Genomic DNA, 15,797 nt, shown 5'->3' on the forward strand with positions numbered 1-15,797 from the left:
TAATGGTTAATATAATTTGCGGTTGTGTGGTGTGTTAAATCTGCGGTTTAACAGTTGATATAGGGGTTATACATATCACATATAAGGTATTTAACGTTTTTTCGTTCTTCCAATGGAATGGATAAAAAGTAGGCATTTGTTGTTTCCTCCCATCTGTTGGGAAGGATATCAACGATTTCTAGAGTATTGAAATCCATAATGACCAGAGCATAACGATGCTTATAGTCAATATCTAAAAATACTTCGTCGACAGAAATTATTTCAGGTAAAGGAAGACGTTTTATGTTCAAATATTGTAGAAATATATAATGTACGGAAGTATCAGAAATATTATATTTTCTAGCGACATCTGCAGTAGTGATATGTATATTCTTCATTTCATTAAGGATCATATAAGGAGTAATATTAGATGACTGTTTATATTTACTAATAAAGTTAAACTGATCATTGAAGTAAAGATTACATTGAGGGTTGGTACATCTCCATTTTCTTTGAGTTACAATAAGTTTTAATTGATAGCCATCCTGTAGGATAGGATGATTTATTTTTCTAATATATTTTCCTTTTGAATGCATTCTAGAAGAACAGGCAGGGCAATATTCGACTTTGAGAGTCTTTTCTAAATAAATTATCTTAGTATTTCCATCAATTAAAATCTTAGAGATAATTATGTCTTTATCTTCAATGTTTAAAAATTTCATGATATCATTATTCATATAGTTCCTTTCATAGTATCTAGACAATATAAATGATAAATGAACTATAAAAAGAAACAACAGCCAGAATCCTAGCTGTTGTTTTTCAATGGCAATTATTAGAAGTTCATCCCCCTAAAGTTGCCCCCTAAAGTAGACCCCCAAAGTTGAGGCCCCTAAATTATTTGAATAGCCGAATAAGACTCTATTTAATTTATTATAAGCGGTCGCTTTGTTTTGTTACCATATGATTTTTTGCTAGAATAAGACAATTTTAGTTGGAACACTAATGCAGGTAGTGTTTTGTTACCATATGATTTTTTGCTAGAATAAGACTTGTAGCTATTTGACTATCTTCTTTTACGTGTTTTGTTACCATATGATTTTTTGCTAGAATAAGACTCACTTACAGCAAGAACACGATTGACAGTAGTTTTGTTACCATATGATTTTTTGCTAGAATAAGACATCCCAATTTATCATAAGCTTTTGCATATTGTTTTGTTACCATATGATTTTTTGCTAGATTACATAAAAAGAAATTTCTCAAGAATGCTATTTTGAAATCTCTTTTTGTTTATAAAAATGTCTATATAAAATAAAAAACAACCCGAAGGTTGTTGTTTATTAAATGGCGTCCACGAAGGGATTCGAACCCCTGACCGCACGCTTAGAAGGCGTGTGCTCTATCCAGCTGAGCTACGTAGACATTACTTACTTTCAACTGCTCATATATATTAGCATGAATATAGAATGATTGCAATAAAAAATTACAATTTTTTTAATTTAATTTTAAAGAGCTATATAAAATAAAAAACAACCCGAAGGTTGTTGTTTATTAAATGGCGTCCACGAAGGGATTCGAACCCCTGACCGCACGCTTAGAAGGCGTGTGCTCTATCCAGCTGAGCTACGTAGACATTACTTACTTTCAACTGCTCAACTAGAATAGCATAGAATTTTTAAAAAAGCAATACTTTTTTTAAAAATTGCCTAAATTTTTAAATTCTACCTTTAAATTTTTACCATCTACATAAATAACACAATAACTTCTAGGACTTCCACCACGAGGTAAAGTAGTGGATCCTGGATTAACAAGTGTATAGCCATCTACTTCTTTATACATAGGTACATGGGTATGTCCTGACAGTAATACATTACAATCAGTGTCTTGTAAAGTATAAATCATACGTGTTTCACGATCTGTATAGCCAAAACGATGTCCATGAGTAACAAGAAAGTTTAAATCTTCTACTTTAAATTTAATTTGATTTGGGAAATCACTATACCAATCATTATTTCCTTTAACACATAACCAATCTTGCATCATAGGTGTTTCAGCTTCACTATCACCACAATGAACATAATAATCACCATCAGGTTCTAATTCTTTTACACGATCTATCATTTGATGATAACCATGACTATCTGACATTACTACTATTTTTTTCACTTTCATCACCAAAAACATTATAACAAAACTTCGCTAGATTTGTACAATATTATCAATGGATGTACTTACATTTTGATCTTCTTGGATAAGCTCGTTATTAATATAAATATGGACTGAACTGACATCAGGTAATGAAAGAAATGATTTTTCAAGACGACTGTAAAGAGTAGGAGAGATGTTTTCACTGTTATCTAATATACGAGATGATAAATATATAGAAAGGAGACCATCGTTTAATTGTGATTTTTTAGTGGTTTCTATTTTAGTATTGTTTTCAAAATGATCTAATAATAAAGATACTTTTTGATCAATGCTTTGATTTGTATTTTGAATACGTGTGGTTGTAGGAATATAATATGTTTTTCCAGCAATTTCTTTTTCATTATAGACAAGGACAGAGGATGTTTGATATAGATCAAAAGTAGATGTTTCAAAGTTATTGATTCCTAAATTAGGTGTCATACAACTTAAAGGAATAGTTGTATTTTCAAAGGAAGAAACAGCTTGACCATCTATTTTTAGATTGATTTTGGAAATACCATCTTTACAAAATAAATAGCTAAGGGCTTCACAAATATCTAAAGCCTGTTGATTGTTTGATATTTTAAAATTGTTTGTAAAGTCAAAAGTAAGTTGATTACTTTCCATAATTAAAGCATTAAGTTCTAAGTTTTTATTAAAAATAGGATAAAGACCTAATTGAGTGAAATCTGTTGATTTCATTGTTTCAATAATACCTCTGATATTGTTTTCTTTATTATCTTTAACACTGATATCAACAGAAACAGGTATAAGAGTTTCATCCTGATCTTTAAAAATAACTGTTTGCATATTGGCCTTCTTTTTAATGGTTTTAACATCATCGTTTTTAAAATAAATAAAGGTTGCAAAAGCACATAAAAAAATCATGGAGATATTTCTTAAATATTTTTTATACATGGAATCACCTCACTAATTAAAATATGAAAAGAGTGATAAAATAGTCTTAAAATTTGCCTTTTTTAAAGATTTATTTTATATTATAATAGCGAAAATGAAGGAGGGATAGTTGTGCCACTTACTGATGATAATTTTGTGAAGACTGGAAAACTAGAGGGTTATAGTGAAATGATTCAAAAATTGCATGAAGAAGAACAAACACAACCCGAAATCACTTATGATTTACAATTAGATGATGATGAGGATGAAGAAGAAAAATGATAGAAGATTTAATTGAAACAGGTCAATATAAAGATGCATTGCAATATTTAAATGATATGAATGATGAACAAGTACGTTATCAAAGACTTGTTTGTTTATATGGATTAAAAGAATTGCAACAAGCAAAAAGAGAAGGAATGAAAGCAAAAGTTCTTGCTGGAGAAACTTATTATGATGTTGTTGCTATTTATGTATCGATTTTAAAAGATTTAGAAGAATTTGAAGAAGCAATCAATATTATTGTAGAGGAATTATCAATGCCTTATATTCCTTATCAATATGAAACAGTTTTTAATGCTGCTTATGATGAATTATTATTAGCTAAACAAGAAGCATCTTTTGATGGTGTCACTCAAAAAGTTTTTAATGAAGAAGATATTGAAAACATTTTAACTAAAAAAGATACTAATGAAGATTTACTTTACATGGCTATTGAACAAATGGAAGGCATGAATATTCGTCGTATGATTGTTCCTATTCGTCAATTTGTAAGAGATAATGATCAACCTGATTTTGCGAAAAGTTTATTGATAGAATTAATGATTGATCAAGAAATTGATGAAGATTTGGAAGTTGTAAAAAAAGGTGTGCACTACGACATTAACCCAAGTTATGCCCCAATGGTTTTAAATCAAGAATCTGGCGTTGAAATTTATAAATTATTGATGGATGCTTTAGAAGATGATAATCCATCTTTGCTTGCGATGTGTGAACAATTTTTGAATTTTTATCTTTATTCAATCTATCCAAAATATATTGATGAACAAGATTATCGAAGTATTGCAGGAGCTATTCATTATCATTTAGCATCTTTACAATATATAGATATTGAATTAGAAGATATTGAATATTTATATAATTGCAATCAAGAGGATGTAAAAGATGTATTGGAAACAATACAATCAATCGAATATTAAAATTTATTAATATAGTTGAATTTAAAAAAAGGTTAGTATATAATGTCTTTTGATACGGAATAAGGAGAAATATATAATGAGAACAACTACAAAAAAATTAGAAAATGCTGTTACTCAAATTAAAGTAACATTTGATAAAAAAGAATGGGCAGAAGCTCAAGACGCTGCTTTAAAAAGATTAGCTACAAGAGTTAAATTAGATGGTTTCAGACCTGGTAAAGCTCCAGTTGCTATGATTAAAGCTAGACTTGGAAAACAAGCTATCTATGATGAAGCTACTGATCAAATCTTACAAAAAAGATATGCTGATATCATGAAAAAAGCTGAAGTTGCTCCAATTGCTCAACCAACATTAAATATTGATAGTGTTGATAATGATAACTTAAAAATTACAATCTTATGTCCTGTTAAACCTGAAGTTGAATTAGGTGAATACAAAGGATTAGAAGTTAAAAAAGGTAGAGTAACTGTTGCTAAAAAAGATATCGAAGCACAAGTTGAAAACTATCGTCATCAATTCGCTGAATTAACTACTAAAGAAAACGGTGAAGTTGCTAAAGGTGACACAGTTGTTATGGATTTCGAAGGATTCATCGATGGTGAAGCATTCGAAGGTGGAAAAGCTGAAAATCATTCATTAGAAATCGGTTCTGGACAATTCATTCCAGGTTTTGAAGATCAAATGATCGGTATGACTTGTGAAAATGAAAAAGATGTTGTTGTAACATTCCCAGAAGATTATCAAGCTACTGAATTAGCTGGTAAAGAAGCTACATTCAAAGTAACTGTTCATGAAATTAAAGAAAAAGTATTACCTGAAGCTGATGATGAATTAGCTAAAGATGTTAACATTGAAGGTGTTGAAACTTTAGATCAATTAAAAGATCATATTAAAGCTCAATTAAAATCACAAAAAGAAAATGAAGTAGAAAATAAATTCTTCTCTGATTTAACTCAAGCTTTAATTGAATGCTGTAAAGTAGAAGATAGTGAAGCTTTATTAAATTCTGAATTAGATACAATGTTAAGAGAAGTTGAAATGAACTTACAACAACAAGGTTTATCATTTGAATTATATGAACAATTTACTGGTAAAAACAAAGATGCTATCAAAGCTGATTTAACTGATCAAGCAAAAGATAGAGTAAAATTAAACTTAATCTTAGCTGCTATCGTTGAAGCTGAAAATATCGAAGTAACTGATGAAGAACGTAATAGCGAATTAGAAACAATCGCAAATACATATAATAGAGACTTAGAAGAAATCAAACAAATCTTTGCTCAAAATATGTACCAAATCGATGCTGATATCTTAAATAGAAAAGCGTTAGACGTTGTTAAAGAAAACTTAAAGAAATAGTTTAAAAGACGCGTAAGCGTCTTTTTAAAAAAGGAGGATTATTATGAGTGAAAGTACATTATTAACCCTTCCTGTTGTGTGTACAAGAGGAATGATTGTCTTTCCGGGTAACCGTTTATCATTAGATGTTGGTCGCCCCCTTAGTTTAAAAGCACTTGAACTTTCAAGTCGTGACTTTGATAACAATATCCTATTTGTTTCACAAATCAATCCTATTGTTGATGATCCAAAATATGATGATGTTTATCATGTTGGAACTTTATGTAAAATTGAAAAGAAAATCCGTCGCGATAGTGCAGGGACAATCAAATTAACTGTTACTGGAGAAAAAAGGGTAGCTCTTCAAGATTTTAAAATTGAAAATGGTTCAATTTTTTCTACAGCAGAAGTTTTAGAAGATATTTATGGGGATACAAATGAAGAAGTTGCTTTAGTAAGAAAAACAACAGCTTACTTTGAACAAGCAAGACGTCATATGCCTCATATTCCAGCTGAAAGCTTAACATTACTTTCAAATGGAACATCAGCAAGTTTACTTGCCGATACAATTGGTCAATATTTACCAATTGATTTAGACAGAAAACAAAAAATTCTTGAAGAACAAAGAATTAATGAAAGATTATTCTTAGTAGCAAGTTCTATTGAATCTGAAAAAATGATTAGTCAATTAGAAGATACAATCAATAGAAAAGTCAAAGAAAGTATTGATGAAAATCAAAAAGAATACTATCTAAGAGAAAAATTAAGAGCTATTAAAGATGAACTTGGTGATACTGTTGATAAAGGGGACGATGCTGATCAAATTCGTAAAGAATTAGCTGAAAATCCATATCCTCAATACATCAAGGATAAAATTGAAGAAGAATTACGTCGTTTTGAAGCAATGCCACCAGCATCTTCAGAAGCGAACGTTGTTAGAACTTATATTGATTGGGTGATGAAAACACCTTGGTATCAAGAAACTAAAGATGAAGAAGATATTTCTAAAATTGAAGCAATTTTAGAAGAAGATCATTTTGGATTAGAAAAAGTTAAAGAAAGAATTGTTGAACATTTAGCTGTTAAACAAATGACACAATCTTTAAAAGCACCAATTATCTGTTTGGCGGGTCCACCAGGTGTAGGGAAAACAAGTATTGCTAAAAGTATTGCTCGTGCTTTAGATCGTAAATTTGTTAAAGCATCTTTAGGTGGAGTAAGAGACGAAGCAGAAGTTCGTGGACATCGTCGTACTTATTTAGGATCAATGCCTGGACGTATCATTCAAGGAATGAAAAAAGCTGGTGTTGTAAATCCTGTCTTCTTATTAGATGAAATTGATAAGATGGCAAGTGATTATAAAGGGGATCCTACAAGTGCAATGCTTGAAGTCTTAGATCCTGAACAAAATTCTCAATTCTCTGATAACTATATTGAAGAACCTTATGACTTATCGAAAGTCTTATTCATTGCGACTGCTAATGATTTAGGAGGAATTCCTGGACCACTTAGAGATCGTCTTGAAATTATTGAAGTTTCAAGTTATACAGAACAAGAAAAATTAATGATTGTTAAAGAACATTTAATTAAAAAACAATTAGATGCTCATTCATTAAAACCTGAACAAATGATTATTTCTGATGATATCATCATGGAAATCATTCAACACTATACACGTGAAGCAGGTGTTCGTGAACTTGAAAGATATATTGCTAAATTATGTCGTAAAACTGTTTTAGCTATCTTAAAAGAAAAAGTTGAATCAGTTACAATTGATCAAGATAAACTCGTTGAATTCTTAGGTAAAGCACCATTTGAACATACTAAGAAATTAGATCATAGCCAAATAGGGGTTGTTACTGGTATGGCATATACTCAATTTGGTGGAGATATTTTACCAATCGAAGTCAATCATTTTGATGGTACTGGTAAATTCATTATTACTGGTCAATTAGGTGATGTCATGAAAGAATCTGCTTCAATTGCATTAGATTATTTAAAAGCTAACAAAGAAAAATATGGCTTAGATGATAAAGCATTTGAAAAACAAGATATTCATATCCATGTTCCAGAAGGAGCTATCAAAAAAGATGGTCCATCTGCAGGTGTAACTCTTACAACAGCTATCTATTCAGCTTTTACAAATAAACCTGTAAGGGATGATGTTGCGATGACTGGAGAAATCACTTTACGTGGTAACGTTTTACCAATTGGTGGATTAAAAGAAAAATCTATTTCAGCACATCGTTCTGGAATTAGAAAAATCATTATTCCTAAAGAAAATGAAAAAGATATCGAAGATATCCCAGAATCAGTAAGAAATGATTTAGAAATCGTTTTAGCTGATCATATAGATACAGTTTTAGAACATGCAATTGTTAAATAACGGAAACTTGAATTTCCGTTATTTTTTTTGTACAATACAAAAGGTGAGAAAAAATGGTAAAAATTAAAAAAGCAGAATATATATTATCAGCAGCATGGAAAAGCCAATGGCCTGAAGAAAGTTTTCCAGAAATGTGTTTAGCAGGACGTTCAAATGTTGGAAAAAGTAGTTTTATTAATACAATGTTATCAAGAAATGGTCTTGCAAAAGTATCAAGTACACCAGGTAAAACAAGAACTTTGAATTTCTTTAATGTCAATGATGCACTTTATTTTGTTGATGTTCCTGGATATGGTTATGCTAAAGTTGCTAACAATGTTACAAAACAATTTGGTAAAACAATGGATGAATATATTAGTGAAAGACAAACTTTAAAAGGTTTTATTTTATTAGTTGATTATCGTCATAAGCCAACTCAAGATGATGTGATGATGTATGAGTTTGTTAAGCATCATGGAGTACCAGTTATTGTGGTAGCAACTAAAGAAGATAAACTTAAACGTAATGATGTAAAGAAAAATGAAAAATTGATCAAAGATACATTACACTTTGATCCAAATGATACATTTATTCGTTTTTCAAGTTTAAAGAAAAAAGGAATTCAAGAAGCTTGGAATGCAATTTATGAATTATGTGATTTAAATTTTGAGTAGGGAAACCTACTTTTTTTCATATCTTATTATTTTTAGCATAGACTTTGTTAGGAGGAGTGTTATGCAAAAAATATTTTATGAAAAAGAAATTGATTTATTACATCAATTAAAGGAATTGATTTCTTTAACAGTTGATGAATCTATTGATTATAAAATAGAAGATCATGGTGTTAGAGCTGTTGGGACTCTTGCGATTAAAGGGGAATATGTCAGTCAAGAAAAAAGACATTTTTTAGAAAATGTTGAATTAGATGTTTATGCTGATGATCAAAAGATTACAGATCATCAAGATTTTCATTTAAAGGTTGAGGATTTTCATTATGATATAATTGATGGTAATTTAAAAATTAAAATTGAAGTTGGTGTTTATGGGGTTGAAGAAGGAGAAAATAGATATATTCAGTTAGATGAAGATCCTATTGATGAAATTGAAAAACTATCGAGAGATGTTGAAGCAACAACTGTTGAAAAAGAAGTAATAGAGCCAGAAATTCCTGAAGAAATCCAAGATGTAGAAAAGCTACAAGAAAAAATCTATGAAACAAAAGAAAAAGAAGAAAAGGCAGAAGATGATGAAGATTTAGGTGTTTATTATTTATATGTTGTTTTACCTAATGATACGTATGCTTCTATTGCTAGGCAATATCATGTAGATGAAAAGATGATTCGAGAATATAATCAGGATTTAAATTTAGATGCAGGACAGATTTTGATCATTCCTTATGCTCCAAAAAACCATTCAGACAAAGTATAATTTGGATGTTTTAGGACTTATTCAAATAAGTCCTCGTGTTTATAAAATCAAAACATCTACTTGTTTTTATTGTGTTAAGATTGTTGATGAAAAGAAATTAGAAGTGGCTTATCAGCATCTTAATACTTTACATCTCAATCATTTTATTCATTTGATTTTAAATAATGAACAGCATTATTTTACACCTTATGCAAATCAATATATTTATTTGATGCCTTACTTACAAGAAGATAATCATATAAAAAAAGAAATGAAAATCAAAACATATTATCAAATTCTAGCTTATTTACACAATCATTCTTTTTTTATACAACATGAAGAAACTCATTTTTTTAAAAAACAATATGATGATCTTTTTTCTTTGATTCAACAAAGAAAAAATGATTATGAAGAATTAATGAGAGAATTTGAATTTAGAAAATTTAAATCACCTGCGGGTTGGATGCTTGTTTTAAATTATTATCGAATTATTCATTATTTAAATCAAGCACATTATTATTTAAGTCAGTATCAAGAAGTAATGAAAGATAAAAATGAAATTAGACTCTCTTTAACTTACAATCATTTTGATAAGGATCATATTTTTGTTAAAGATAAGACACTTATTTCTATTGATCGAATGAAAATTAATTATTGTATTTATGATTTAATAGAGACTTTTCAAAGTCAAGATGAATTATTTGAAAGTATTTCATTATTAGAATATTACTTAAAAGAAGTGAAGTTGTTAAAAGAAGAAAAAATCTTATTGCAGTGTATTTTATCAATTGTTCCTCAAGTTCAATTGGATTTACAAGAGGAAATAAATATTTATCAAATGTCAAAATTAATTTGTTATTTAGATGGTTTGCAAGAAATATTCAAAAAGTTAATGATTGACGAGAAATAGTCTATTTGATAGAATAGAACTGCAATGATTTGGAGGAGTAGTTCTTCTTTGTTTAATAGAGAGTCCCGCTTGCTGGAAAGGGATAAATGAAAAGAGTGAAGGTAGCCAAGGAGCATGTTAGATGAAATTAAGTAGTTTAACACGTAGAACTGCGTTAAAGTTTTGAGGTGCTAAGTTATACTTAGAACTAAGGTGGTATCGCGATATAAGTCGTCCTTAGAGGGATGGCTTTTTTATTTTAAGGAGGAAAAAGATGAATTATTTTACAGATTATTGGTATGTATGGATTATTTTTGCTGTTTTATGTGTGTTCTTGTTTATCTTTTATGGTAAAAGATACAAACAAGTAAAAGAAAGAAGAAGAAAATATGAAGAAAAATTAGCTCAAGAAAGAGATATGTTTTCTCATCTTACAAGTGAAGTTTTTGATAAGATTGAACCAATTGATCTTACAAGAGCCGTTATTTTTCATATTAACGCTAAAGAAGATCGTCTATATGAAGATGATAACTATGATGGAAATATTATTCCTTATTTAACACATGAAGAATTATTGATTTATACAATGTACCAATTAGAATGTTCTTTAGAAGGTGGAAGAGGTTCAATTCATTCATTTTTTATAACAGAACCTTATTGTAATTATAGACCATACTATAAAGAAGCATTTGAAACGTTGAAATGTTATGATATTGCTCATTTATTAGAAGAAGCTGAAAAATTAGCTGTTTTAATTGAAAATGATCAAGAAGATGAAATTGATGAAAGAAGTGAATACGCTACATACAATTTCTCTGATTTTACAAATGAATTTGTTTCTTTATTACGTTCTTCAGGTGTTGGAGAAAAATTAGGAGAATATATTAAGGAACATAAAGAAAGTTTTATTGAAAAGGATGATGAAAATGAAAAAAGAATTAGCGAGTAAATATGATCATAAAAGTGTTGAAAAAGGTAAATATCAACATTGGTTAGAAAAAGAATATTTTAAAGCTGGAGATGTATCTAAAAAACCTTATGCTATCGTTATTCCACCACCTAACGTTACAGGTAAACTTCATTTAGGACATGCTTGGGATACAACTTTACAAGATATGATTATCCGTTACAAAAGAATGCAAGGGTATGATGCTTTATGGCTTCCTGGTATGGACCATGCAGGAATTGCAACTCAAGCTAAAGTAGAAGCAAGAATGAGAGAAGAAGGTATTTCTCGTTATGATTTAGGAAGAGAAGGTTTCTTAGAAAAAGCTTGGTCTTGGAAAGAAGAATATGCTTCAATTATTCGTGCACAATGGGAAAAATTAGGTTTATCTTTAGATTATTCTAAAGAAAGATTTACTTTAGATGAAGGACTTTCTCAAGCGGTTAAAGAAGTATTTGTTCGCTTATATGAAAAAGGGTATATTTATCAAGGTAAAAGAATTATTAACTGGGATCCAGTTCAAAGAACAGCTTTAAGTAATATTGAAGTTATTCATAAAGAAATTGAAGGGGCCATGTATTATTTCAAATATAAAATTGTTGATAGTGATCAAGAATTAGTCATTGCGACAACACGTCCTGAAACAATGTTTGCCGATCAAGCAATCTTTGTTCATCCTGATGATGAAAGATATAAAGATTTAGTTGGTAAATATGCTATCAACCCTGCTAATGGAGATAAATTACCAATTATGGCAGATAGCTATATTGATATGGATTTTGGTACAGCAGTTATGAAATGTACACCTGCTCATGATCCAAATGACTTTGCATTAGCTAAAAAATATAACTTAGATATGCCTATTTGTATGAATGATGATGGTACAATGAATGAACTTTGTCATAAATATCAAGGAATGGATCGTTTTGAATGCCGTAAACAATTAGTAGCTGATTTTGAAGCAGCTGGTATTGTTGATCATATTGAAAAACATATGCATCAAGTAGGTCACTCAGAAAGATCAGGAGCAATTGTTGAACCTTATTTATCAAAACAATGGTTTGTTAAGATGAAACCATTAGCAGAAGCTGCTTTAGCTAATCAAAAGAAAGATTCTAAAGTAAACTTTGTGCCAGAAAGATTTGAAAAAACATTTACACAATGGATGGAAAATATTGAAGATTGGTGTATTTCACGTCAATTATGGTGGGGACATCAAGTACCAGCTTGGTATCATAAAGAAACAGGTGAAGTTTATGTTGGAAAAACTGCACCAGAAGATATCGAAAACTGGACACAAGATGAAGATGTCTTAGATACTTGGTTCTCTAGTGCTTTATGGCCATTTTCAACATTAGGTTGGCCTAATACAGAAGATCCATTATATAAAAGATATTTCCCAACAAATACATTAGTTACTGGTTATGATATTATTTTCTTCTGGGTAAGTCGTATGATTTTCCAATCATTAGAATTTACAGGTCAAAGACCATTTGAACATGTTTTAATTCATGGTTTAATTCGTGATGAACAAGGAAGAAAAATGTCTAAATCATTAGGTAATGGGGTTGACCCTATGGATGTTATCGACCAATATGGAGCAGATACATTAAGATTTTTCTTAACTACAAATTCAGCACCAGGTATGGATTTAAGATATATTCCTGAAAAACTAGAAGCATCATGGAATTTCATTAATAAAATTTGGAACTCAGCAAGATTTGTTTTAATGAATATTGATGAAGATTTAGAATATAAAGATTTAAAATTTGATCATTTAAATTTATGTGATAAATGGATTTTAAATCGTTTAAATAACGTAATTGAAGAAGTAGATGCAAACATGGATAAATTTGAATTCGTTAATGTAGGTAGCGAATTATATAAATTTATTTGGGATGATTTCTGTTCATGGTATATTGAACTTACAAAGGTTCATTTAAATAGTGATAATGAAGTTGAAAAACAAGCAAGTGCACATACTTTAGTATATGTTTTAAATGCAATTGTAAGAATGTTACATCCATTTATGCCATTTGTAACTGAAGAAATTTATCAAGCAATTCCTCATTTAGAAGAATCAATTTGTATTTCTAAATATCCAACAGTAAATCCTGATTTCAATGATGAAAACATCAATAAACAATTTACTTATCTAATGGATATTGTTAAAGGTGTTCGTGAAATTCGTGCAAACTATACAATTAAAAATGCAATTGAAGTAGAATATTCAATTGAAACAAAAGATGAAAACTTACAAGCATTATTAGATCAATGTGTTCCTTATTTAAAGAAATTATGTAATGCAACTTGTGTAGGTTATAATCAAGAATCTTCAAAAGATATTGCTACAGCAATGATTCAAGGTGGTAATACATTAATTGTAGAACTTGGAGCATATGTAGATAAAGAAGCTGAAAAACAAAAATTAGAAACTGAACTTAAAAAGCTTGAAGGTGAAATTAAACGTTGTACAAATATGTTAAGTAATGAAAAATTTGTTTCTAAAGCACCACAAGCAAAAGTTGATAGCGAACGTCAAAAATTAGAAGATTATACATCTAAATATAATGCTGTAAAAGAAAAATTAGCAGCTATGTAAAATCAAGTTTGAAAAAACTTGATTTTTTTTATCTTTTTAAAAGAAAAATGCTTAAAAAATGTCTATATAAATAATGAGGAAGTTAGTGGGTGTCTATTCCTTAAATAAAAAAGGAGGAAAAGAATATGCAAGAATTACAATTGTCAAATCAAATGGAAATTACTGGTGGAGGAGTAGGTACATGGATTGTTTGTGTAGTTGTAGGAGCTGCAGTTTATAAGATACTTTATTCTTCTAGTGGTCGTATTTCAATTCCAAGACTTGTTTCTATTGAATGGAAATAAATATATGAAGGTACTGTAGTACCTTCATATTCTTTACTTATTTTCATAGACTAGAAAGAGGTGAGTCTATGAAAAAGAAAGGAATGATTATTTTTACTTTTTTAATGCTTTTATGTAATACCTTGACATTATATTATGTAAATCAAGCACTTAAACAAGATATAAGTATTTATGTTGTACAAATAGGACGCTATAAAGAAAAAGAAAATGCACAAAATACAATGAAACAAATGACAGAATTAGGTTATAAAGGACATATGTATCAAGATCAGGATTATGTTGTTATTACAGATATTTTTATTAAACAAAATTTAGCACATCAACAAGCAAAAGAGATTGCTAAAAAAGGAAATACGTGTGTTGTTAAAGAATATTTTATAGATGATATTTACCAAGAAAAAATTGAAAAGAAGGAATATGAAACAATTTATCAATTTTTAAAAACAAATTGACAAAGCAGTTACTCTTTGATAGGATGCTTTCAGGGGGTGGAAACTTTGAACTTCAAAGTAAAAGAAATTTGTTATTGTGCATTAATGGCATGTATGCTGGCAATATTTTCACAAATTAAAATCGATTTACCAGGATATGTCCCTATTACGATGCAAACCTTTATGGTATGTTTGATTGCCTTAATTGCTCCTTGTAAAGTAGCGGTTGTTTCATGTGTTGTTTATTTATTGATGGGAGCTGTTGGTTTACCTGTTTTTGCAGGTTTTCAAGGTGGTATAGGATCGCTTTTAGGCTATAGTGGTGGTTATATTTTTTCGTTTCCAATAATGGTGTATGTTATTTCAAAATTAAAAACAAGAGTTCCTCTTATATTGGCATGTATTGTGGGGAATATCACGTGTTATTTTATTGGTACATTATGGTTTATGTTGATGACAAGAATGAATGTAATAGCTTCGTTGATGATGTGTGTTATTCCTTTTATACCTGGAGATTTTATAAAAATACTTTTAGCGTTTTGTTTAAGTAAAAAAATAAAAATAAAAATCTAGAAAATGTTAAATTGTCCTCGCCATGAAAGACCGAGAGAAAAAGCAATTTGTAAAGGAATTGAAACTTTATCTAATCAAGAATTGATTGCAGTTATTTTAAGAACTGGTAATAAAGAAATGTCAGTTTTAAATTTAGCATCTTTATTATTAGAAGAAATTGGTGGTTTTCAAGCTTTAAAGGATGTTGATTATTATCAATTGATTAAAATTAAAGGAATTAAACAAGCTAAAGCAATTGAATTAATGGCAAGTATAGAACTTGCTAAAAGAATGCAAAAAGAAAATACAAAAAGATTTGTTATTAAAGAACCTCAAGATGGTTATGAGTATATCAAACATCAGTTGATGTTTGAAAAACAAGAGAAAGTTATTTTATTATGTTTAAATAGTCGTTTAGAAGTCATTCAAGAAAAATTGTTATTTATAGGAAGTGGTGAAGCTTCTATGTTAGAAACGAAAGAAGTTTTTCAATATACACTTAGATGTGGGGCGAATCGAATTATTTTGATACATAATCATCCAAGTGGTAATCCTACTCCCTCTGTAGAGGATGAATTGATAACTAAAAAGATTAAGGAAATGGCAGAGTGTTTAGAGATAGAATTTATTGATCATCTTATTGTAGGTAAACATTGTTTTTATAGTTTTGCTTCAAAAAAAATCTATCAAAATAAAGAAGATTGATTTTTTTTGATG

General features: G+C 29.3%; 16 protein-coding genes, 2 tRNA genes and 1 other annotated feature. Of the genes, 13 read left to right on the forward strand and 5 right to left on the reverse strand.

Translation table 11 applies throughout. The features are described from left to right. Nucleotides 1-47: 47 nt before the first annotated feature. From ACLVEP_RS09260 to ACLVEP_RS09280, 5 genes are all read right to left on the reverse strand, one after another. Nucleotides 48-716: a transposase gene (locus ACLVEP_RS09260; protein WP_412584382.1), complete on the reverse strand. Its 669-nt coding sequence runs from the start codon at nucleotides 714-716 to the stop codon at nucleotides 48-50. 611 nt (nucleotides 717-1,327) lie between these two features. Then, nucleotides 1,328-1,404: transfer RNA gene (locus ACLVEP_RS09265), tRNA-Arg, on the reverse strand. A gap of 134 nt (nucleotides 1,405-1,538) precedes the next feature. After that, nucleotides 1,539-1,615, reverse strand: a tRNA-Arg gene (locus ACLVEP_RS09270). A gap of 62 nt (nucleotides 1,616-1,677) precedes the next feature. Then, on the reverse strand, nucleotides 1,678-2,154 hold the full coding sequence (locus ACLVEP_RS09275; protein ID WP_412584384.1) for a metallophosphoesterase family protein: 477 nt from the start codon (nucleotides 2,152-2,154) through the stop codon (nucleotides 1,678-1,680). A 27-nt stretch (nucleotides 2,155-2,181) separates the two neighbouring features. After that, a complete protein-coding gene (locus tag ACLVEP_RS09280; RefSeq protein ID WP_412584386.1) occupies nucleotides 2,182-3,087 on the reverse strand; it encodes a hypothetical protein in 906 nt (301 codons plus the stop codon). 111 nt (nucleotides 3,088-3,198) lie between these two features. On the opposite strand from ACLVEP_RS09280, the gene ACLVEP_RS09285 reads away from it, so the two are divergent. The 13 genes from ACLVEP_RS09285 to radC all read left to right on the forward strand — a co-directional run bounded on the left by ACLVEP_RS09285 (nucleotide 3,199) and on the right by radC (nucleotide 15,785). Further along, nucleotides 3,199-3,348, forward strand: a complete 150-nt coding sequence (locus tag ACLVEP_RS09285; protein ID WP_412584387.1) for a hypothetical protein — start codon at nucleotides 3,199-3,201, stop codon at nucleotides 3,346-3,348. Then, complete coding sequence (locus tag ACLVEP_RS09290) at nucleotides 3,345-4,265, forward strand: hypothetical protein (RefSeq protein ID WP_412584389.1); 921 nt, start codon at nucleotides 3,345-3,347, stop codon at nucleotides 4,263-4,265. Before ACLVEP_RS09285 ends, ACLVEP_RS09290 begins: the two co-directional genes overlap by 4 nt. A 76-nt stretch (nucleotides 4,266-4,341) precedes the next feature. Continuing rightward, nucleotides 4,342-5,625 (forward strand): trigger factor, encoded by a 1,284-nt coding sequence (tig, locus tag ACLVEP_RS09295; protein WP_107029915.1) that lies wholly within the window; start codon nucleotides 4,342-4,344, stop codon nucleotides 5,623-5,625. Nucleotides 5,626-5,668: 43 nt separating this feature from the next. Beyond that, nucleotides 5,669-7,990, forward strand: coding sequence for an endopeptidase La (gene lon / locus ACLVEP_RS09300; RefSeq protein ID WP_412584390.1), 2,322 nt, complete (start codon nucleotides 5,669-5,671; stop codon nucleotides 7,988-7,990). Between the two features lie 53 nt (nucleotides 7,991-8,043). Further along, on the forward strand, nucleotides 8,044-8,643 hold the full coding sequence (yihA, locus tag ACLVEP_RS09305; protein WP_412584392.1) for a ribosome biogenesis GTP-binding protein YihA/YsxC: 600 nt from the start codon (nucleotides 8,044-8,046) through the stop codon (nucleotides 8,641-8,643). A gap of 61 nt (nucleotides 8,644-8,704) precedes the next feature. Then, the gene (locus tag ACLVEP_RS09310; protein WP_412584393.1) at nucleotides 8,705-9,397 is read left to right on the forward strand and encodes a LysM peptidoglycan-binding domain-containing protein; all 693 of its coding nucleotides are present in this window, start codon (nucleotides 8,705-8,707) and stop codon (nucleotides 9,395-9,397) included. Continuing rightward, on the forward strand, nucleotides 9,366-10,286 hold the full coding sequence (locus ACLVEP_RS09315; RefSeq protein ID WP_412584395.1) for a hypothetical protein: 921 nt from the start codon (nucleotides 9,366-9,368) through the stop codon (nucleotides 10,284-10,286). The genes ACLVEP_RS09310 and ACLVEP_RS09315 overlap by 32 nt, the downstream gene beginning before the upstream one ends. A 15-nt stretch (nucleotides 10,287-10,301) precedes the next feature. After that, nucleotides 10,302-10,507, forward strand: a binding site (T-box leader). A 32-nt stretch (nucleotides 10,508-10,539) separates the two neighbouring features. Beyond that, on the forward strand, nucleotides 10,540-11,214 hold the full coding sequence (locus tag ACLVEP_RS09320; RefSeq protein ID WP_412584397.1) for a hypothetical protein: 675 nt from the start codon (nucleotides 10,540-10,542) through the stop codon (nucleotides 11,212-11,214). After that, a complete protein-coding gene (locus ACLVEP_RS09325; protein WP_412584399.1) occupies nucleotides 11,192-13,813 on the forward strand; it encodes a valine--tRNA ligase in 2,622 nt (873 codons plus the stop codon). The genes ACLVEP_RS09320 and ACLVEP_RS09325 overlap by 23 nt, the downstream gene beginning before the upstream one ends. Before the next feature lie 125 nt (nucleotides 13,814-13,938). Then, nucleotides 13,939-14,097, forward strand: coding sequence for a hypothetical protein (locus ACLVEP_RS09330; RefSeq protein ID WP_318000140.1), 159 nt, complete (start codon nucleotides 13,939-13,941; stop codon nucleotides 14,095-14,097). Nucleotides 14,098-14,165: 68 nt separating this feature from the next. Then, a complete protein-coding gene (locus tag ACLVEP_RS09335) occupies nucleotides 14,166-14,549 on the forward strand; it encodes an SPOR domain-containing protein (RefSeq protein ID WP_318000139.1) in 384 nt (127 codons plus the stop codon). Between the two features lie 45 nt (nucleotides 14,550-14,594). Further along, on the forward strand, nucleotides 14,595-15,101 hold the full coding sequence (locus ACLVEP_RS09340; protein ID WP_412584401.1) for a biotin transporter BioY: 507 nt from the start codon (nucleotides 14,595-14,597) through the stop codon (nucleotides 15,099-15,101). Nucleotides 15,102-15,104: 3 nt separating this feature from the next. Continuing rightward, nucleotides 15,105-15,785 carry a RadC family protein gene (gene radC / locus ACLVEP_RS09345; protein WP_412584403.1) on the forward strand — a complete coding sequence of 227 codons (681 nt, stop codon included), beginning with the start codon at nucleotides 15,105-15,107 and terminating at the stop codon, nucleotides 15,783-15,785. Nucleotides 15,786-15,797: the final 12 nt, after the last annotated feature.

This window comes from Faecalibacillus sp. (assembly GCF_047023275.1).
GTDB lineage: Bacteria > Bacillota_I > Bacilli_A > Erysipelotrichales > Coprobacillaceae > Faecalibacillus.